This is a genomic window from Pseudoalteromonas sp. NZS37 (assembly GCF_015864265.1).
GTDB classification, from domain to species: domain Bacteria; phylum Pseudomonadota; class Gammaproteobacteria; order Enterobacterales; family Alteromonadaceae; genus Pseudoalteromonas; species Pseudoalteromonas arctica.
In genome coordinates, this window is the sequence record NZ_JADYXL010000005.1 from 141,296 (window position 1) to 160,572 (window position 19,277).

Annotated in this window: 18 protein-coding genes; 5 read left to right on the plus strand and 13 right to left on the minus strand. The window is 38.3% G+C overall.

Features of this window, described 5'->3' with window-relative positions; all coding sequences use genetic code 11:
- Window positions 1-26 precede the first annotated feature (26 nt).
- The 5 genes from I6F47_RS11185 to I6F47_RS11205 form a co-directional block, all read right to left on the minus strand.
- Entirely contained in the window at window positions 27-920 is an 894-nt protein-coding gene (locus tag I6F47_RS11185) for a carbon-nitrogen hydrolase (RefSeq protein ID WP_197183865.1), read from the minus strand.
- Complete coding sequence (locus tag I6F47_RS11190; protein WP_197183866.1) at window positions 917-1,972, minus strand: agmatine deiminase family protein; 1,056 nt, start codon at window positions 1,970-1,972, stop codon at window positions 917-919. The genes I6F47_RS11185 and I6F47_RS11190 overlap by 4 nt, the downstream gene beginning before the upstream one ends.
- 57 nt (window positions 1,973-2,029) lie before the next feature.
- A complete protein-coding gene (locus I6F47_RS11195; RefSeq protein ID WP_002961502.1) occupies window positions 2,030-2,638 on the minus strand; it encodes a PilZ domain-containing protein in 609 nt (202 codons plus the stop codon).
- 226 nt (window positions 2,639-2,864) lie between these two features.
- Entirely contained in the window at window positions 2,865-3,632 is a 768-nt protein-coding gene (locus I6F47_RS11200; protein ID WP_010554072.1) for a haloacid dehalogenase type II, read from the minus strand.
- Window positions 3,632-4,282 (minus strand): peroxiredoxin-like family protein, encoded by a 651-nt coding sequence (locus I6F47_RS11205; RefSeq protein ID WP_007585680.1) that lies wholly within the window; start codon window positions 4,280-4,282, stop codon window positions 3,632-3,634. The genes I6F47_RS11200 and I6F47_RS11205 overlap by 1 nt, the downstream gene beginning before the upstream one ends.
- 122 nt (window positions 4,283-4,404) lie before the next feature.
- On the opposite strand from I6F47_RS11205, the gene I6F47_RS11210 reads away from it, so the two are divergent.
- Window positions 4,405-5,292 (plus strand): LysR family transcriptional regulator, encoded by an 888-nt coding sequence (locus tag I6F47_RS11210; protein WP_007585683.1) that lies wholly within the window; start codon window positions 4,405-4,407, stop codon window positions 5,290-5,292.
- On the opposite strand, the gene I6F47_RS11215 is transcribed toward I6F47_RS11210, so the two are convergent.
- Window positions 5,272-5,787, minus strand: a complete 516-nt coding sequence (locus tag I6F47_RS11215) for a DUF2937 family protein (protein WP_024608298.1) — start codon at window positions 5,785-5,787, stop codon at window positions 5,272-5,274. The two genes, I6F47_RS11210 and I6F47_RS11215, sit on opposite strands and share 21 nt — an antisense overlap.
- 374 nt (window positions 5,788-6,161) lie before the next feature.
- Here I6F47_RS11215 and I6F47_RS11220 point away from each other — a divergent pair, with 374 nt between their 5' ends.
- The 3 genes from I6F47_RS11220 to I6F47_RS11230 are packed head-to-tail and all read left to right on the plus strand — an operon-like array spanning window position 6,162 to window position 10,849.
- Entirely contained in the window at window positions 6,162-6,728 is a 567-nt protein-coding gene (locus tag I6F47_RS11220; RefSeq protein ID WP_002961494.1) for an RNA polymerase sigma factor, read from the plus strand.
- A complete protein-coding gene (locus I6F47_RS11225; RefSeq protein WP_197110760.1) occupies window positions 6,725-7,804 on the plus strand; it encodes a FecR family protein in 1,080 nt (359 codons plus the stop codon). Before I6F47_RS11220 ends, I6F47_RS11225 begins: the two co-directional genes overlap by 4 nt.
- Window positions 7,805-7,813: 9 nt before the next feature.
- Window positions 7,814-10,849, plus strand: a complete 3,036-nt coding sequence (locus I6F47_RS11230) for a TonB-dependent receptor plug domain-containing protein (RefSeq protein ID WP_033027055.1) — start codon at window positions 7,814-7,816, stop codon at window positions 10,847-10,849.
- A 72-nt stretch (window positions 10,850-10,921) separates the two neighbouring features.
- Here I6F47_RS11230 and I6F47_RS11235 read toward each other — a convergent pair whose 3' ends face one another.
- The 7 genes from I6F47_RS11235 to I6F47_RS11265 form a co-directional block, all read right to left on the minus strand.
- Window positions 10,922-11,272, minus strand: a complete 351-nt coding sequence (locus I6F47_RS11235) for an ExbD/TolR family protein (protein ID WP_165722263.1) — start codon at window positions 11,270-11,272, stop codon at window positions 10,922-10,924.
- A 625-nt stretch (window positions 11,273-11,897) separates the two neighbouring features.
- Window positions 11,898-12,341 carry a ferritin-like domain-containing protein gene (locus tag I6F47_RS11240; protein WP_007585695.1) on the minus strand — a complete coding sequence of 148 codons (444 nt, stop codon included), beginning with the start codon at window positions 12,339-12,341 and terminating at the stop codon, window positions 11,898-11,900.
- A 177-nt stretch (window positions 12,342-12,518) separates the two neighbouring features.
- Window positions 12,519-13,457, minus strand: coding sequence for a LysR family transcriptional regulator (locus I6F47_RS11245; protein WP_002961484.1), 939 nt, complete (start codon window positions 13,455-13,457; stop codon window positions 12,519-12,521).
- Window positions 13,458-13,473: 16 nt separating this feature from the next.
- Window positions 13,474-15,192, minus strand: coding sequence for a bifunctional isocitrate dehydrogenase kinase/phosphatase (gene aceK / locus I6F47_RS11250; protein ID WP_197183867.1), 1,719 nt, complete (start codon window positions 15,190-15,192; stop codon window positions 13,474-13,476).
- Between the two features lie 103 nt (window positions 15,193-15,295).
- The gene (locus tag I6F47_RS11255; RefSeq protein WP_197183868.1) at window positions 15,296-15,775 is read right to left on the minus strand and encodes a DUF4124 domain-containing protein; all 480 of its coding nucleotides are present in this window, start codon (window positions 15,773-15,775) and stop codon (window positions 15,296-15,298) included.
- An 86-nt stretch (window positions 15,776-15,861) separates the two neighbouring features.
- The gene (locus I6F47_RS11260; RefSeq protein WP_007585701.1) at window positions 15,862-17,358 is read right to left on the minus strand and encodes a DUF3413 domain-containing protein; all 1,497 of its coding nucleotides are present in this window, start codon (window positions 17,356-17,358) and stop codon (window positions 15,862-15,864) included.
- Between the two features lie 5 nt (window positions 17,359-17,363).
- Window positions 17,364-17,576, minus strand: coding sequence for a DUF1414 domain-containing protein (locus I6F47_RS11265; protein ID WP_007375276.1), 213 nt, complete (start codon window positions 17,574-17,576; stop codon window positions 17,364-17,366).
- Between the two features lie 62 nt (window positions 17,577-17,638).
- Here I6F47_RS11265 and yejK point away from each other — a divergent pair, with 62 nt between their 5' ends.
- Window positions 17,639-18,655, plus strand: coding sequence for a nucleoid-associated protein YejK (gene yejK / locus I6F47_RS11270; protein ID WP_101216185.1), 1,017 nt, complete (start codon window positions 17,639-17,641; stop codon window positions 18,653-18,655).
- Window positions 18,656-19,277 lie beyond the last annotated feature (622 nt).

Below are 19,277 nucleotides of genomic sequence, written 5' to 3' on the forward strand. Positions count from 1 at the left end.
TAAGAGCCATCTTGAGTTAAGTTTACTTAGTCTCGGTATATTTTTGTTAGGTCTTTATAGTGATCAATTCGTCGGTCACGCAAGAACGGCCAGATACGTCTTACGTTTTCTGAGCGTTTTTGATCAATTTCAACCACTAAAATTTGCTCATCAGTATTATTAGCCTCAGCTAATAATTCACCTTGTGGGCCTGCAATAAACGAATTGCCCCAAAACGCAATACCATCGCTTTGCTCACTTGAATCACTTTCATGACCTACGCGGTTACAGCTAATTACCGGTACACCATTGGCAACAGCATGGGCACGCTGACTAATAACCCACGCATCTTTTTGACGAGTTTGCTCAGCAATGTCGTCGTTAGGATCCCAACCAATAGCGGTTGGGTAAATTAACACTTCAGCGCCTGCCATTGCCATTAAGCGGGCAGCTTCAGGAAACCATTGATCCCAACATACTAGCACGCCTAATTTACCCACCGAGGTTTGAATAGGCTCAAAACCGATATCACCAGGGGTAAAGTAGAATTTTTCGTAAAAACCTGGATCATCAGGAATATGCATTTTGCGGTATTTACCCGCAATACTGCCATCTTGTTCTAATACAACCGCGGTGTTGTGATAAAGGCCCGTAGCGCGTTTTTCAAATAAAGAGGCCACAATAACAATGCTTAGCTCTTTAGCAAGCTCACCTAAGGCGTTACTGCTAGGGCCTGGAATGGTTTCGGCTAAATCAAATACGTCAACATTTTCGGTTTGGCAAAAATAGAGGCTTCGGTGTAGCTCTTGAAGTACAACCAGTTTTGCACCTTTTTGGGCGGCTTCACGAATGGCACTCATTGATTTTGCCATATTGTGCTGAGCGTTATCGGTATTGCTTTGTTGCACTAACGCAACGGTTAATTTTGCAGGGCTTGTCATTGTGCTGCTCCAGCTAAAAATCCACGAGGTAATTGCATTGTAATACAGTGCAGGCTGCCAAATTGTTCAATAATTGGTTGGCAATTTACGCCAATAATAGTGTGTTGTGGGTATGCTTTTTGAACTTGCGCAAGAGCACGTTCATCATTGGCATCATTATACGTTGGCACAAGCACAGCATTATTAATAATTAAGTAGTTAGCGTAGGTAGCCGGCAAGCGTGTTTGCTCATCGTCATAAGCGGCTTTTGGCCACGGTAACTCAATTAAGTTATATGGGGTGTTATCGGCAGTTTTAAAGGTTTTTAGTTGTTTTTCCATCGCATCAAGTGCGCTAAAGTGCTCATCAGTTTTATCGTCACACTGCACATATACAAGGGTATTATTTGGTGCAAAACGCACTAAGGTATCAATGTGGCTGTCGGTGTCATCGCCCGCTAAATAGCCTTGTTCAACCCATAAAAAATGTGTTGCGCCCAAGTGCTCTTTCAAAAGTGCTTCAATATCATTTGGGTTTAAATCAGGGTTACGGTTTTTATTAAGCAAACATTCGCTGGTTGTTAGCAACACACCGTGCTCGTTTATTTCAATACCGCCACCTTCAAGTACCATATCAAGCGCTTGATATTGGTTGTTTGTGCTACTTAGCTCTTTTACCAAAGTACGATTAATTTGATTGTCTAATGCGCTTTCAAACTTATTGCCCCAACCATTAAAAGTAAAATCATATACTTTTAATTGCTCTGGTGAATCAATAGCGGCGCAAGTAAGCGGACCATGATCGCGCGCCCAGGTATCGTTAGTAAGCGTTACTACAAAATGAACACGATTAAGAGAGACGTTAGCACTATTTAGTAATGCTGTAATATGCACTTTTAAGGCACTGTTATGCGCCACAATAACAAGCTGTTGCTGCATTGTTATGTGTTTAGCAAGTTCAATATATACAGGTTCTACACGCACTAAGTTGTCGGCCCAATCGGTGTCTTTGTGAGGCCATGTAAGCATAACAGCGTCTTGCTCGGCCCATTCTGGTAAAAGTCTAAAGTTCATGAATTTTATATACTAATTAAGATGGCGCTAGTTTAGCATTTTACATAAAGATGTCAGCTAATTATCACTGTTTAGGTCGCCTTGGTTTTGATCAAGTTCTTGACGTTTTTTAAGTTGGCGGGTTTGAGCATGTAAACTCGCTCTAACAATAAGTTCTTGGTCTGTGGTTCTAATTGCGGTAAAGAGCATAGTGTATTGGTAGTGTTCGCTATCTTGTTTTTCTACTGCCACAACTTCGGTGTAACAATAAACCGCAGAGGCCTCGTGGTGCAAAAACAGTTTGGTTCTAAATGCTTGGCCAATTGAGTGTACTTCGGGTGATGTAAAACGAATACCGCCACCGCCGTAGCTATCACATTGTATTGCGTTATCTTGGGCTTGTTCTGAGGCCAAAATATGGCTCATTATTAAATCTATTTTACGTGACTGCGCTTGTAAAAAAGTAGCTAGCTCTTGTGCTATATCGCCTAAGTTACGCAGTGGGCGTAACGAGCTTTGCTCAAGCTCACTTACTTCATTTGCTAATCTAAATAGTGGGGGAATGTCGTCTTCAAGCTCAAGCTGCGATTTAGGAACTTGTCCGTTTGATACGGGGAATAAATTTACTCTTATACTTTCATTAATTTGAAAGTACTGCTCAAACTCACCTAATCTTTCACTATTCATTATGTTCTCCACCACGTATTTATTTAATAGTAGCGTTGTGAGTACTAAATTGCTAGCAGATAAAGTAACTCATAGCGGGCTAAATGCTTTGTTTACATTCAATTTTTTAACATGTTTTTTATGAAAATAAATACACTAAAATTCTAAATTATTAGGGTTAGGTATAAAAAAGCGGCCAATGTCATCCTAACATTGGCCGCTTGGGTATTGATTCATCAGCGCATACTTATTTAAGTAGAGCGGCTAATTCATGTAAATCTTTCACAACGTGATCTGGTTTTTTAGCTAATGGATAAAGTGCTTTACCTGGGCGTGCAATGAAAGTGGTTTGTAAACCCGCTTCTTTTGCGCCAGCAACATCCCAGCCATGGGCTGCAACCATCATTGCTTCATTTGGTGCTACATTTAGCTTTTTAAGTACCCATTCATAAGCACGTAAGTCTGGTTTGTAAATTTTAATATCTTCAATGCTGTAACGTGCATCAAAGTAAGACATTAAACCAGCGCTTTCAAACTGTGCCTTTACACCTTTGTTTGAAGAATTTGTAAGGCTTACTAATTTATAGCCCTGTGCTCTAAGTTTTGCCAGTCCTTCTTTAACATCGCTGTGTGGAGGAAGCGTTAAAAGAGGCGTAACAATAGCTGTTTTAGCTTGTTCACTAGTAATATCAATATTGTTATTTTGAGCAACCATAAGAAGTGATGCCACCCCAATTTGCCCAAAGTCGTGATAACTACCGCTTACTGTATCTACTAATGAATGGTGCAGCATAGTCGAAAACCAAAGTGGTAATAAATCTTCACGCCCGCCTAGTGCTTTACCAATAGAGGTACGCATTGACGTTAAATCAAGTAGGGTTTCGTTTACATCAAAAATAAGCACTTTGGGCTTTGTTTGTTCTTTTGGTTCATCAGCGACTGCATAACCAGATACAAGGCTTGTGCCTACAAGTAGTGAAAGAGTAAGTGTTTTTAACGATTTTAAAATAGACATTAGTTATTCTCCGATTCAAGTGCTGCCATAATATCAGTAGGTTCTGCGCGTAGGGTGTAGTCTTCGTTTAAAAATGCGTATGTAATAACACCTTCTTGGTTTATCACATAAGTAGCCGGTAGCGGCAATTTAAAGCTTTTATCGCCGTAGTAGTGTTCAAAATCAATACCAAATTGTGTGTATAACGCTTGAATACGCTCATCAAGTGTAAACAATAAACCAAATTGCTCAGCTACTTTATTACTAACATCTGAAAGCACGTCAAACTCAAGATCGTTTTTTTGTGCAGTTGAGAGAGTTTCATCAGGCAGTTGTGGTGATATTGCGACTAACTGAGCATTTTGAGTTTTAAATTGCGGTAAGTAGTCATTAAGTGCTTTTAGCTCTAAATTACAATATGGGCACCAGCCACCACGATAAAAGCTAATAATTACCGGGCCTTTTTTTAATAAATCCGCAAGCTCAATGTTTTCGCCGTTATGGTTGGCTAGGCTGAAGTTTTCTACCTTTTGACCAATTTGCAACGCATTGTCTTTAATATGCTGTGCAATAAGCTCTTCGTTTGTAGTGTTCATTAATGCTAAAACGTCAGCCGGTAACTTGGCATCTTTTTGTACGTTATAGGCATCTATTTGCGCTTTTAAACTCATGATTGAACCTCAATAATTAGACTATTTTCAATTATAGTGTTTTACATATTTAAATAAACATTGCAAAACTGAAAGCTTCATTCGAAAATGTTAAACATTGAAAAGTGCACAATGGCATCTTTATGTATAATTTAAGCGACCTAGAAACATTTATAGCAGTAGTTGAAAATAAAGGGGTGCTTGCTGCTGCACGAGAGCAGCGTTTATCGCCTGCAACGGTAAGCCATCGCTTAAGTAAATTAGAACGTGAGCTTGCAACAGTACTTGTTTTTAGAGATAGCCGACGAGTACGGTTATCTCCCGCAGGTGAAATATTTTATACGCGAGTTGGCGCTATAATGGAGGCGCTGCACGACGCTGAGCATAGTATTGGTGCGCGTAGTTCATCTGTGAGTGGTTTATTACGCGTGACTATGCCCCCTTGGATTTTTTCAAAATACGTAATGCCAAGGCTTAATGAGTTAGAGCAGGCCTATCCTGAACTAAAACTTGATTTTTTAATTACAGATCATTTTGTAAATGTGGTTGATGACGCACAAGATGTGGCAATTCGTGTAGGACAATTAAATGATTCCGGTTTACTGTCACGAAAAATAGTAAACAACAAACGTATACTTTGCGCAGCTCCTAGCTACATAAAAAAATATGGCATGCCTAAAAGCTTAGCTCAATTGAGCGAACACTATTGGGTTTGCCTGCCGTGGCAGCGCCAATTAAAGCTTTTTGATGAACAAGGTAAAACACATACTTTTAATGCAAGAACACGCTTTACTATTTCTAATTCCGACAATATGACTCAAGCAGCCATTGCAGGTCATGGCATTGCAATTAAATCAATGATAGCTATTCATGAAGATATTAAAAATGGCATTTTAGTTGAAGTTATGCCCGGTGTAATGGCACAAGATGATGCACCAGTTTGGTTTTTGCGTCCGCAAAATAGCTTAACTACCCGCAAAACCGATGTATTTTATGACTTTATGAAATCACTATTTTTGAGCTGCGAATAAGCGTTTAAATGAGCGTTTTACTCCAGTTAAAAACAAATAACCAGTAAGCTCGGCAAGTAAGGCAACTATAATAGCTGCAACAATGGCGGCTATAATAGAGTCTTTTTTTAAAATGATTTGACCTTCAAAGCGTTGCCACACTTGTTGCTTTACATCGCTCATGCCACTGATCATAGTAAAAATATATGGAGATTGCGCAAACCTATTTACAGCGATTTGTAAGTCTTGTTGTCGTGTGTAAAGTGTACTGATATTACTTGCACCTTTATTCACAATCCCATCATCAATATTTTTATAGTGTTTAATTAGCTTACTTAAATCATTATTAAAATACTTAGCTGCATCGCTTTTAAAAGGCGCAATGGCATTATTAGCTTCAATTAATTGGGCTGATAATGCTTGGCCAAAATCGCTTACAAATGCAGGAATTTGCACTCCAAGTAGTAAACCAAATGCAAAGAAACTAAGCCGGATATAATCTAAAAATTTACTCATTTATCTTCCTATCCATTTAAATAACCCAGAATTAACATTTGAGCTTGTTTTTATATCAAAAACTCGTAATCTAATGGGGCGTGTTGACCTTTGTGGATTGAAATTTGTTCAATCTAGGTACGATTTAATCGCGGCGCGAGGTTTGTAACCTAGCGAGCTAAGTCAAAACCGAGCAACAAAGAGTTAATCGTCCCTAGAAAGAACCCAACGGGCAGCGCATGTTTGGCATTTATGCTGCGTTATCACCTATTTATGGGGAATAACCACACTACATAGGCTCTGCCTTGCCTAAATACCAAACGTACGGCTGCAAATTCAACCACGAAAGGCCAACACGCCCTAATAATAAAAATAACAACAGGTGGATGTTAAGGATGACGAAAAAAGTAAAATTCACGTCAACATTTGTTGATATATCTAAACAGCTCAAACGTTTTGTATCGCGCATTGTTCAACCCGACGATGTAGAAGATATTGTGCAAGAAACCTTTGTAAAAAGCTACGAAGCTGATTTAAAGCAAGATATACAGTTTACCCGCAGTTACATGCTTAAAACAGCAAAACACCTAGCACTTAACCATATAGCTAAGTGGGACAACAAATTTAATGATTCGTTAGAAAATGATAACGAATTACCCGTATTACTCAAATCAATGAAGCTTGAGGATGAATACACATCTAAAGAGCGCTTTTTACTTTTTTGTAGAGCTACTGAGCAACTAAGCTCATCGATTCGTAAATGCTTTATATTAAAAAAAGTTTACGGCATGAGCCAAAAAGAGATCGCAGACCAAATGCAGTTAAGCCAAAGCACTGTTGAAAAACACATTGCCAAAGGATTGTTACAAACCATGTTGTACATGCGTGAACATGAGCAAAGCCCTCAAACAAACCCTAAAGCTCAAGCACACCCTATATCAGTTAAGAGGGTCGCAGAATGAGTAATGTTCATCAATTTAATTCAAAAGATTTAATTTTAGAAAAGTCATGTGATTGGATAAGCGCAATTGATCGTGGTTTAACTGATGATGAAAAAGAGCAATTTAAATTATGGATGATGCAAAGCACCGCCCATCAAGACTCTATATACGAGCTTGCTCAGCTTTGGGATGAGCTTTCGGTGTTAAATGAATTAAGTCATTTATTTCCTCAGCGTAACAATACTAAAGCATCAAAAAATAAGTGGATGTTTTCTTACTCAATTGCAGCGAGCTTATTTGCGGCGTTAATGGTATGCAGCTACTTATTAATTAATTTAGAAAATGGCTATAACCAAGAGCTTGCAAAAGTTAATTACACTAAAATTTACAAAACAAAAGTAGGCGAGCAAGCAACGTATGTGTTGCCAGATGGCACCATAGTGCAGCTTAATACTAATAGCTTGCTAGAAGTTGCTTATAGCAAGGGCCGCAGGCAGTTATTACTTAGTCGTGGAGAAGGGCGTTTTAATGTAGCAAAAGATGCCACGCGTCCGTTTAGTGTTATGGCCGGCGACAAAAGCTTTACTGCACTCGGTACCGTGTTTAATGTACAGCGTAATACCTCATCAGATTTAGAGCTTGTTGTTACCGAAGGCAAAGTGATGATCACCGACCCTAGTGTAGCGGTTGACGCAAATGACTTTAAAGATTATCAGCTTGCAGATAACAGCACGCAAAAAATTCGTCAAATTAATGCCAATATTGTTACCTCAGGCGAAAAAGTAATTATAGAGCAGAGTGTTACAAAGCCAATTACCCAGCTTTCAATGAACGACGTACAACGCGATTTGGCATGGCAAAATGGCATGCTTATTTTTAATGGAGAAGAGCTAAGCGATGCTTTAAATGAAGTAAGTCGCTATACCGCAACACGTTTTGAGCTTTCATCAGCCGAGCTTGCCAGCATTAAAGTAGCTGGGGTATTCAAAGCGGGTGACGTTGAAGGTTTACTAGAAAGTTTACAAACTAATTTTTCGATTGATCATGAGCGTTTAGGTGAGCATGTAGTAACGCTAAAACACCATACAGAATCATAAGTAGACGTTATGCAAATCAAACTAATGTTAGATAAAGTTGCATCAATAAAGATTGAACGTAAAAAAAATATTAAAAAAAAGAAACAAAACCATAGAGGATTTTTGTTTGTCAGCTGTTTATATAAGTTGCGCAGTAACCAAACGCATTTATTGAGTGGATTTAGTGTGCTTGTACCGGCTATTTTTAGCTTGAGTGTACAAGCAGCAACTCAAACCACTGGGCAAATGGTGCAATTTGATATAAAAGCGCAGCGAGCAGACAAAGCCTTAATTGAATATGCTAAACAAACAGAGCAAACCGTGGTGTTTTCTTATGAGTTGGCAAAGCAGTATGACGCAAATTCAGTTTATGGATTTTACACTCAGCTAGATGCTCTAGAGGCATTATTAGGTGGGACTGAACTCGATGCGGTTGTTGATCAAAATGGTTTACTGAGTATAAAACTCAAACAAATCAACAGGAATGATAACAACATGATGAAGCTTTCAGCGGTCAGTGCAGCAGTATTACCAGCTTTACTTGCAGTAAATTCGCAAGGTGTAAACGCAGCAGAAGAAGTCGCTCAAGAAAAAATTGAAAAAATTGCTATAGTCGGTAGCCGTGTAGCAGGACGTTCAGTTGAAGATTTACCCGTTCCAGTAGATATCTTAAGTGCAGAAGCGCTTGAAAATACGGGCCAAACAGAAGTTGGTCGTATGCTACAGTCTATCGCCCCTTCATTTAACTTTTCAAGCTCTGCAATTAGTGACGGTACTGATGCTTTAAGACCTGCGACACTTCGCGGTTTGGGCCCCGATCAAACATTGGTGTTAATTAACGGCAAACGTCGTCACCAAGCAAGTATTATTCATATTAATGGCTCTGTTGGGCGTGGTACCGCAGGTACTGACATGAATGCAATTCCAGCCTCTGCAATTAAACGCATTGAAGTGTTACGTGATGGCGCTGCTGCTCAGTATGGTTCTGATGCAATTGCAGGTGTTATTAATATTGTGCTTAAAGATGGTAGCGAAGGTGGCAAAGCGGCTATTAACTACGGTCAATATTCTGAAGGCGATGGCGAAACCATTAACCTTGATTTTAATAAAGGCTTTGCGCTAGGTGATGACGGTTATTTAAATACAACTATCAATTACCGTGACCGTGCACCTACTAATCGTGCAGGTTTACATGGCTCTTGTCAGTTTTATGGTTGTACAGAACTAAGTGACGGCACTTTACTTGCTGGCGATCCGCGTGAGCTGACAGCCGATCGTGATACATTCAGAATTGGTGATGCTGATTCTCAGCAGTTTGGTTTAACAATTAATACCGGTTACGAGTTAGGTGATGGCGAGCTTTACGGCTTTATTACTTACTCAACACGTGAAAATGAGTCGGCTGCATTTTTCCGTCATAATGCAAATGCAGGTGGCAACCCAGTACTACAAGATAACGATGCAACGATTCCATTAGGTTTCTTACCAAAAATTAATACAACTATCGACGATATCTCGTACAACTTTGGTTATAAAACTGAGTTTGATAACGATGCAAGCCTTGATTTATCTTACACCTATGGTGAAAACAGCATTGATTACACGACAAGTGACACTATCAATGCCTCATACGCTAACTTTTTACGTTATGATCAAGGTCTAAGTGCTGCTGATATTCGTACAACCATCCCACGTGAAGCATACGCTTACGGCATGGAATTATCACTACAAACAATCAATATTGATTTTACGCAAAACTTTGATGATTATTCTTTAGCAATGGGTGCAGAAATCCGTACTGACGAATATCGCATTTTAGAAGGTAATGAGTACGCATACCGCGATTACGATACAACCAACGGTGTAAGTATTTACAACGGCTTAAGTGGTGGTGTTGGTTCTGAAGATGCATCAGGTGGTTCACAAGGTTTTGGTGGTTCAGCTCCTGCGTCATCAGTTGATGAATCGCGTGATGTAATTTCATTTTACATAGATGCAGAAGCTTATGTGATTGAAGATGTAATTTTATCGGGTGCACTTCGCTACGATAACTACAAAGGCTTTGGTGATACAGTAAACTTTAAGCTTGCTGGTAACTGGTCTGTAACCGACGATATTTCACTACGTGGTGCATTAAGCTCAGGTTTTAGAGCGCCTTCAATGCAGCAGCTTTACTTTAATAACGTAAGTACGCAATTTGTTGTTGGTACTAATGGTAATTTAGTTGCAGAAGAGGTTGGTACATTTAGAAATGATTCAACACTTGCGCAAAGCTTAGGTATTCCAAAGCTTAAAGAAGAAAAATCACAAAACCGTAGTTTAGGTATTGTATATAACGTTACAGATAATATTAATGTAACCGTTGATTACTACTCAATTGATATTGACGACCGTATTGTAATTAGTGACCGCTTAGGTAAAGGTTTATCTACAAGCCTTGATGCTGCACTAAATAGTGCGGGTGCTGGCGTAGGTCAGTTTTTCTTAAATGGTGCTGATACAGAAACCCGTGGTGTTGATTTTGTAGCAACGTGGAACACTGAAGGTTTAGGCGGCACGCTTGATTTTACACTTGCAGCTAACTTTACCAAAACAGATGTTGTATCGTTATTTTCGCCTGCTGGCTCAAGCCTTGAGACAGTAAACGTAGAAGATATATTTTCAGCTGAAGACATCTCTATTATTGAAGAGTGGCAACCAGAGGATCGTATTAACTTAAGTGCACTTTATCAACGTGATGATTGGACAGTTAACCTGTCACTTAATCGCTTTGGTGAGTACACAGTAGAAGATGGTGGTCGTCAAACGTATGGCGCAGAAATTTTAACTGACGTTAAAGTTAACTACTTCGTTACTGAAGATTTATCGGTAAATATTGGTGCAAATAACTTGTTTGATGTTTACCCAGATAAAAACGAAATAGGTAACTCTCGCTCAGGTACTATTGTGGATGCTAGTGGCAACACAGTAATAAGTAGCTCAGGTGTGTTTGACTACTCACGTCGTTCTGCTCCATTTGGATTTAACGGTGCTTACTACTACATAGGCGCAGAATACCGTTTTTAATTAATAACCTCCCTTTCGTTATTTAACTCAAAGGGCCGTAAGGCCCTTTTTTTGGTTTTATATTGGGCTGTTTTATTTAGAAATCAAACTTATTGAATAATCATCGTATTGCTTAATATTATTCATTACACTCATTAAAGTATTATGTGTACTGTTTTCGTCTGCGGTTATAAGTACCGAACTTATTTCATATTTAGCCGCGAACATCGCTAAATTAGTCGCAACTTGCTCTAAATCAATTAACCTCCCTGAAAAATATACTGCGTTACTTTCATCAATTCTAAATAAAGCATTTTTAACAGGCTTATCTATTTGAGGGCTGTCGAGTGGTCGGTTTAATTCAATAGCCACAGGTTTTACAAAAGATGTAGTTACAATAAAGAAAATTAGTAATATGAACACTATGTCTAACATCGGGGTCATATCTACATCAGCATTATTTTGCAGTTTAGTTAGGGCGTGTGAATCTTTGTGGATTGAAATTTGTTCAATCTAGGGGCGATTAAATCGCGGCGCGAGGTTTGTAACCTAGTGGGCTAAGTAAAAACCGAGCAACAAAGAGTTAATCGTCCCTAGAAAGAGCCCAAAGGGCAGCGCATGTTTGGCCTTTATGCTGCGTTATCGCCTATTTATGGGGAATAACCACACTACATAGACTCTGCCTTGCATAAAAACCAAACATACTGCTGTAAATTCAACCACCAGAGATCAACACGCCCTAGCTTACTTTTCATATTGGACCTTATTTTTAATTAAATGCTGCGGCGCCACAGCAAGGTTTTAGGTACCTACTAACAAAATTAGCACAGCAAAAATAAAGCGTGGTTAAATAAATATTCTAATAACATTAAATATTTGTATTCATTGTGTATTTAAAATGTGGCGAAATAAGGTGGTGTTTATACTAATTTGCTTATATATGGGGTCTATATGGCATCGTTATAGTGTGATTTAATTCGTTAAATTGCTTAAAGATTTATACAGATTGGTATTAGAGGCAATAAAAAACCCAGCGCTAGGCTGGGTTGTATTTATGCGTTATGTAAGCTTACTGCTTTTGCATACGGCTCATTTCTGCATGGCAGCTTTGCATTGTTAATAATGTTTTAGCCAGTGCAGCTTCGCAATCAGCCGGTTGTGGTTTATCCATAGCGGCTTTAATTTCTACAAGCGTTTTATCTTCTACTTCTTCAAGCTCTTTTACATACGTGCTGTCGTTATGTGAGGTGAATGTAGTAAGTAAGGCTGTGTATGCACGTCGTGCTTCAACTGCGAAAGATGAACCATCTTCGCGTTCGCCTTTTTCATTAATTGCATATGGCTGCAAGCGCTCAACACTCACTTTTCGGGCATCTATCATACGCTGAAAAAGTGCGCCAATAGCAGGGTCTTCAACTTTTTCCTGTGCTTTTTGATAAAAATCGATGCCGCTGTTCATAACTTGAATGATGTCAGTAATATGATTTACTTCTGATCCTTGATGGGTGTTCATAATGACCTCTTTTATTAAATGAATGTATAGTTCAACTTAATAAAAGCAATGTATGTTCCACGTTTTTATTTTCATGTAGTTGTTTGATTTTATTAGTTTAATTTTATTTCAGAAAGGGGCTAAGTTAATGAGGAAAGTATTAACTTAGCAATTTTTACATTATATTGTGTAATAAAGTTATTTTAGCTCTTCAGCTACTTCAGCTACTTTTTGGCGTAACCAGATATGGCTCGCATCGCGATGTAACAGTGGGCTCCAAATCATATCAAGCTCAAAAGGAGGAATTGGAAATGGTGGCTCTAAAATTTTAAGCCCCGGATCATCTAAGTATATATTTGCGGCTTTTGAAGGAAGGGTCGCAATCAAATTTTTCTCTTTAGCTAAATGAATCGCTACATGGTAGTTACGCGTAAAAGTGGCAATGTTACGATGTTTACCAAAGTGGGCAAGTGCTTCGTCAACCCAACCAAGTTTTTGCACATCTTTAGGGTCCATGCCCACGCCTACACCAAAACCTGTTTTACTCACCCATATATGGCGCGCTTTTAAGTAGCTGTCGAGGCTAAAGTTTTCAATAATAGGGTTGTCGGCCTTAACTAAGCAGCAAAAACTGTCTTTCCAAATACGTTTATGATGAAAAGACTGAGGTAAGTTTTCAAAACGGTTGATTGCCATATCTACTTTACCGTTTTCTACGTCATGAAAGGTTACATCACTTGGTGTGAGTATATCTAAAGTAGTATCGGGGGCTTCTTCGTGTAGTTTACTTAAGAGCTTTGGCGCTAACGTACTTGCAGCGTAATCACTGGCCATTATTCTAAATACACGTTTACTCTGGCTTGCCTCAAATTCTCTATTAGGTGCTAGGGTTTCTTCAAGCGTCATTAATATGCCACGAATAACGGGTTGTAACTCTAAAGCGCGCTCTGTCGGGACCATACCATCGCTGGTACGAACTAAAATAGGGTCGTTAAATAAGTTACGAAGACGTTTAAGGCCATTACTCATTGCGGGCTGCGTAATACTCAATTGATTAGCAGCGCGTGTTACATTGCATTCTCGAAGCAATGTATCGAGATAAACGAGTAAATTTAAATCTATTTTACTTATATTCATTGTGTGTCCTTTGCGTCTACCAGTGATGGATAAATCGCTGTGCTGTCGGGTAAGGGTAAATATGACTTACCTGCCCATTTTTTATATTTTGTTGAGCCTGCTTCCAAAAGCTAACATCTATAAGCTCTGGATGAGTGCTGAGGAAAAATTTTTTATACATAGGATTAGGCATTACAAATGTACATAACTGCTCTGGGAATACGTCTTGTGGTGCAACAGAGTAGCTTTGTTCATCCATCAAATAGTCGTCGTAGCTCTTTGCTTTTGGTAATGCTCTAAAGTTCATATCTGTTAGGTATTGAACTTCATCGTAATCGTAAAAAATAATACGTTTGTGCTTACTTACACCAAAGTTTTTTAAGAGCATATCGCCAGGAAATATATTAACGGCAATCATTTCTTTTAGAGCTTGCCCGTATTCTTCAATCGCGTCTGCGGCACTTTCTTCATCAGCATTTTCTAAAAATAAATTGAGTGGTGTCATGCGCCGTTCAATATATAAATGCTTGATGATCAACCATTCGCCTTCAATTACCATTGATGAGCCAATTGTTTTATGTAATTGCGCAAGTAAATTACTATCAAAACGCGCCAAAGGAAATACGACGTTAGAATACTCTATGGTATCGGCCATTCTGCCAACGCGATCATGGTTTTTTACTAGTTGATAACGCTTTAATACGGTATCACGGCCGAAGGGCTTACTTTCACCAAATTTGTCTTTTATTACTTTAAAAACATAACCAAATGAGGGAAGGGTAAATACCATCATCACCATACCGGGAGTACCCGGTGCAATTGTAAACTCATCACTAGAGTGAGATAAGTGATTTAAAAACTCTCGATAAAACTCAGTTTTACCCTGCTTATGAAAACCCACTGCGTTATAGAGCTCAGCAAGTGTTTTGTTTGGCATAAGCTGATTCAAAAACCGGACAAGTGCTGAAGGTGCATGAGTCTCTACCATAAAGTAGGCACGGGCAAAGCCAAAAATGACACGCATTTGAGATGATTTAGTTAAAAGTGCATCTAAATATAATCCGTTATCTTCATCGTGTAACACGGCGATTATAAAAGGCTGAACCCCACTTTTTGAAACAACACGACCAACAATATAAGCTGCTTTATTACGATAAAAAGGTGTGTGTAAAATATCAAAGCGCATTTGCCAAGGTTGGTGATGTGTATCGGGTGCTTGTTTATAAAATGCTTTAACAAGAAGGCGAATATCACGCTCTAAATTTACAAATGGTGCTTTAAAATCAAAATGATTAATAATGCGCTTTATTGTTGGCTTTAGGCCATCAACTACTGGAAAGTATGTCCTATATTCGGCCTCAACAGGTACTGAAGGAGCATCTTTCAAAGTTGCTTCTACAAATATAAAGTCATTATGAAAATAGCGCCTGTGGTACAGCCGGCAAAATACAGAGTTATAAAAGGTTTCGGCGAGCTCTGCTTGAGGGTGGAAACATAAAAAATGCAGATATATCTTTTTAACTTCGAGCCATAGGCTTTCATCTAGTTGCTCTGTTGGGGTTTCTTTTTTTAGAGCTTGTGTGGTTTCGTTAACACGATCATCATAATAGCTGATACGTAAACGGCTGATATCATTAATTGCTTGCCAATCTTTTTTTGCAAAGGCGAGAGGGGCTTTGGCCGTTGTTTTTTGAAATAGCTGATAGTGCCTTTTAAAACCCGTTAAAATTAATTCAGCAATATGGCGAGGCTGCATTTGCACTCCTTAATAGTCCCTAGAGCTTATACTCTATTGTGTTAAGGGTATGTTATTTTAAGTTTAAAACCAAGATAAATGTTACTTGCTAATTAAGAGTGATTTATTGGTATTGAGCTATCTTTTTTTCGAGAATTTTAATTTGTTTAGTAATAACCAATACATCTTTTTTGTACTCTTTATTAATTATTTTTAATTTTTTAGTAATATCTTTGGTAATACGCTTTTTATCATCAATGGCTAAGATATGATTTAACCGCTCTTGCTGTTTGTATTCAGCACGCTCTTTATTACGAGCAAGTATTGTTAGTTTATGGTTATTACTGCGAAGCTCTGCCTGTAAGCCAGATAGAAGCCTTTCACGCTCAAGTTCGTTTAGTTGTTTAGTGTAGTCAACCTTAGGACCAGAATACTGATTACCCGTCGTGTTAACTTTATAAGTCGTTGCTTCGTCGTCACACGGCAGTTGAGAGAAGATTGTACCTTTTTCTGTTACACATTTGTAGTAAGTGGTATCGCTAAAGCTAAAAAAACTGATAAGTAAAAAGCTAGAATGGAGAATATAACGAGAAGTTTTAAACATGTATGCCGTCCTTGGTTTTTATATCTAACAACAATATAAAACTATAACCTAGCTTGGTGGTATATCAAGCTAGGTTAGGATAACGGCTATTGGGTAAAGGTTTTGAGCTTTTTAATACTCTGTACTAAAAATGGTATATCTAAACCTTGTTCAATAGAAAAACCTTCAGCAGCGGAAATGTTTTTAAAGTTACCATCTGAATCTATTAAGGTAATCCTATCTTTTTTATAGGCTATAACAACACCCTGAGAGTAGTTCACGCCCATATCATCTTTTTTCTTGTATAAATTAACGCCCAGCATTGTTTGCTTAGCAATGGCTTTACAATTTAAATATTGGCCAACACTTGTTGCAATTAAATCGCTAGGTTGAATAAGTCCATCTACTTTAGAAATACGTTTGTCGGAGCTATATAAAGTTGATGTTGTTACTACTTCTTGCTTGTTATTGGCAAGACTAAAAGCAAAAACTTGTGTTTTATCATCTCGTACAACGGCGTTATCGCTACTTTTAATAACTCTAATTGCGCTAGAACTATGTGCTTGATCATTTATAAAACTAAGTTCTTCCACGCCGGTTACTTCTATGCTGCGACGCTGACTTTGCCATGCGGGAAGAGTTTGATCTCTTAAAATTGCTGCTTTATAAAAAGCTGGCAAACCATACACTAAGCTAAATAGCATATCGTCGTGATTAGTTGGCTGTAAAAACTGCTCTGTTTTGTGTAAGTTTTTATTATCGGCAACAAATTTAGCGAGTTGTTGCTGGGTTTCAAATACAAAAATATCTACATTGGCTTGTGTGTAGTCTTCACACTTATCAAGCGGGCTTGGCATTTGATAACTAATGTTTTGGTTATTAATTTTTACGTTATGTGCTTGCTTATAGCTTTCTATATCAAGCAGGTCATTTTTAGCTAATAAACTTTTAGCGGTAGTAGGGTATGACAGTGGTAGTACATTATCTTGCTTCGTTACGTCAAAGTTTAAATTTGCGTCAGCCCAAATATGAATACTGTGACTAAGTGAAAAACACACTATTAAAAATGAAATTGCGTAACGTGCAAATTTATATTGTTTTAAGCGCTCAAGGTGTTGCCATGTGTAATTACTCACAAGTAGCTGAAAGCCTAAAATAAGTAATACAATCCCACTGGCTAAAATGGTTGTTAAAGCAGGTGAACTGGTTAAACGATGCCACAACAATGAAATGATTTCAGGTAAGGCAGATATACTTAGATGATAACCCAAATTAACGTAAACATAAGCATCAAGGGTAAGCAGTGAAGCGCCTAGTGTGGCTATAACAGCCGCCATGCCTCGTATATGTCGTGGGTAGGGGAATATTAAACTAAGCGGAAATACCGTCAGCACAAACGCTAAAAAGGCGATAAAACTAGTGTGGCTTAACCACGTTACTAGCATATAAGTAATGCCCATAAAGCTTGTTGGTGGCGAGTCGGCAAATAAGTAGCTTAAGCTAATAAATAGCGCCAAGCCAATATTGGCAAAAGTAAACCAATGGCCCCAGCTTAATAGCTGACTCGCTTTTGATGAAAACTGATTGTGCTGCGATAAATTCATAGAGTTTATTTAACCGACTGTGATAGAGCTTTTGCAAAGTTCTCAGTTACGGCTTGTCTTTTCCCTGTTGGTACATGCTCTTTTAAGATATGCGTGATAGAATTTCCTAAACACATAAGGCTTAAATCTACCGGCGCATTGTGTTTAGTTAGCACATCAATAAGCTGATCGACGATTTGTTCTACTTCTTCATTAGAGTATTTTGATAAGATTGGCATCAGTTGGTTCAATAAAATAGTTATATTCTCGTATTTTAACACTAGAGGCGTGAAAAACAAAGATGACAACAGACGTTAAAAAATTAGTCGTTCATTATGTAGACAAAAAAGACGACGATACGCAAATTCACCTTCGAAATGATGAGATGGTAATTAACGATAAAGTAGCCGTTTTTATCGAACAATTACATCATGCATATAATGGTAAGCCAGGTAAAGGTTACTGTGCTTTCAGTGGTGATAAAAACAGCGTTGTAGCATCTGCAATGCAAAGCTACCGTAACGATGAGCTAGGCTTTTGGCATATGACCGAGCAAGCCTCAACGGTTTTAAAAGAAGAACTTGATAAGTATGCATTTAGTGAAACAGGCTATTTAGTATTTTGTCATTATCAGTATGTTGCTACCGATTACATGTTAATTGCGATGATTAACATTAAAGAGCATTATTCTATGACGTCTGAGCTTGATTTAGCGGCTTCTCGCCATTTAGATATATCTCGCATGCAACTCGCTGCTCGTATCGATTTAACAGCGTGGGATACGCAAGCAGAAGATAATCGTTATATTTCGTTTATCAAAGGACGTGCGGGTCGTAAAGTTGCTGACTTTTTCTTAGACTTTTTAGGCTGTGAAGAGGGTATTGATTCAAAACAGCAAAGCCAAGTAATGCTTAGCGCAGTAGAGGATTATTTATCAGAGCAACAGTTTGATAAATCAGAAAAAGACGATTTACGTAAACAAGTATTTGATTACTGTAATGATTGCGTAACCACAGGCGAAGATGCAAGTGTGAGCGATCTATCTGCAACGCTTACAAAAGGCGATGACAGCCCGTTTGATAGTTTTTGCAAAGAGCAAAGCTATGACTTGGAAGAAACTTTCCCCGTTGATAAAAAAACAGTAACCAGTATGGTTAAGTTTTCAGGTCTTGGTGGTGGTGTAAGTGTAAGTTTTGAACGTAAACACTTAGGCGAGCGCGTAACGTACAACGAAGCAACCGATACACTAGTGATTAAAGGCATTCCGCCAAACTTAAAAGATCAGCTACAACGTTTTATGGAAAGTGAAAGCGAGTAAATTTAACAAGTTAGGTTAAAAAGCTGATTTAAGAGCGCGATATTTATATCGCGCTTTTTTATACCGGTATCTAAATTTGTTGCATCGGAACAAAGCTACTAAAATATCTATTGCAAAAATAGAAGTGAAAGAGGAGTAAGTGAGAAAACACAAGCTAATCTTATTCACGGTGTTAAATTTCGGCTGTAGGCGTGAAGCTTGCTTACGCAAGAAGCACCGCTTCTGTTTATTTAATTTCTTTGCTAACAAAACAACTTAAAGATCTATTTCACAAAGAGAAGTGAAAGAGGAGTAAATGAGAAAACACAAGCGATGGTTTATTAGCGGAGCTTTTTCAATTTAGCTTTATTGTTACCTCTAAAAGCGCAGCGTCTTTTAACCTCTTTGTGAACAAATCGCTTATTACGGACGTTACTCGTCACGACAATAAGTTGTGCTTCTACAGGTTAATTTGTACTGGATATTTAATTCCGGCTGTAGGCGTGAAGCTTGCTTACGCAAGAAGCACCGCTTCTGTTTATTTAATTTCTTTGCTAACAAAACCACTTAAAGATCTATTTCACAAAGAGAAGTGAAAGAGGAGTAAATGAGAAAACACAAGCCATGCTTTATTAGCAAGACT

Excerpts from the sequence above, each read along its gene's own strand:
- I6F47_RS11185 (WP_197183865.1), bottom strand. The coding sequence starts at position 920 with ATGACAAGCCCTGCAAAATTAACCGTTGCGTTAGTGCAACAAAGCAAT.
- I6F47_RS11190 (WP_197183866.1), bottom strand. The coding sequence starts at position 1,972 with ATGAACTTTAGACTTTTACCAGAATGGGCCGAGCAAGACGCTGTTATG.
- I6F47_RS11195 (WP_002961502.1), bottom strand. The coding sequence starts at position 2,638 with ATGAATAGTGAAAGATTAGGTGAGTTTGAGCAGTACTTTCAAATTAAT.
- I6F47_RS11200 (WP_010554072.1), bottom strand. The coding sequence starts at position 3,632 with ATGTCTATTTTAAAATCGTTAAAAACACTTACTCTTTCACTACTTGTA.
- I6F47_RS11205 (WP_007585680.1), bottom strand. The coding sequence starts at position 4,282 with ATGAGTTTAAAAGCGCAAATAGATGCCTATAACGTACAAAAAGATGCC.
- I6F47_RS11210 (WP_007585683.1), top strand. The coding sequence starts at position 4,405 with ATGTATAATTTAAGCGACCTAGAAACATTTATAGCAGTAGTTGAAAAT.
- I6F47_RS11215 (WP_024608298.1), bottom strand. The coding sequence starts at position 5,787 with ATGAGTAAATTTTTAGATTATATCCGGCTTAGTTTCTTTGCATTTGGT.
- I6F47_RS11220 (WP_002961494.1), top strand. The coding sequence starts at position 6,162 with ATGACGAAAAAAGTAAAATTCACGTCAACATTTGTTGATATATCTAAA.
- I6F47_RS11225 (WP_197110760.1), top strand. The coding sequence starts at position 6,725 with ATGAGTAATGTTCATCAATTTAATTCAAAAGATTTAATTTTAGAAAAG.
- I6F47_RS11230 (WP_033027055.1), top strand. The coding sequence starts at position 7,814 with ATGCAAATCAAACTAATGTTAGATAAAGTTGCATCAATAAAGATTGAA.
- I6F47_RS11235 (WP_165722263.1), bottom strand. The coding sequence starts at position 11,272 with ATGACCCCGATGTTAGACATAGTGTTCATATTACTAATTTTCTTTATT.
- I6F47_RS11240 (WP_007585695.1), bottom strand. The coding sequence starts at position 12,341 with ATGAACACCCATCAAGGATCAGAAGTAAATCATATTACTGACATCATT.
- I6F47_RS11245 (WP_002961484.1), bottom strand. The coding sequence starts at position 13,457 with ATGAATATAAGTAAAATAGATTTAAATTTACTCGTTTATCTCGATACA.
- aceK (WP_197183867.1), bottom strand. The coding sequence starts at position 15,192 with ATGCAGCCTCGCCATATTGCTGAATTAATTTTAACGGGTTTTAAAAGG.
- I6F47_RS11255 (WP_197183868.1), bottom strand. The coding sequence starts at position 15,775 with ATGTTTAAAACTTCTCGTTATATTCTCCATTCTAGCTTTTTACTTATC.
- I6F47_RS11260 (WP_007585701.1), bottom strand. The coding sequence starts at position 17,358 with ATGAATTTATCGCAGCACAATCAGTTTTCATCAAAAGCGAGTCAGCTA.
- I6F47_RS11265 (WP_007375276.1), bottom strand. The coding sequence starts at position 17,576 with ATGCCAATCTTATCAAAATACTCTAATGAAGAAGTAGAACAAATCGTC.
- yejK (WP_101216185.1), top strand. The coding sequence starts at position 17,639 with ATGACAACAGACGTTAAAAAATTAGTCGTTCATTATGTAGACAAAAAA.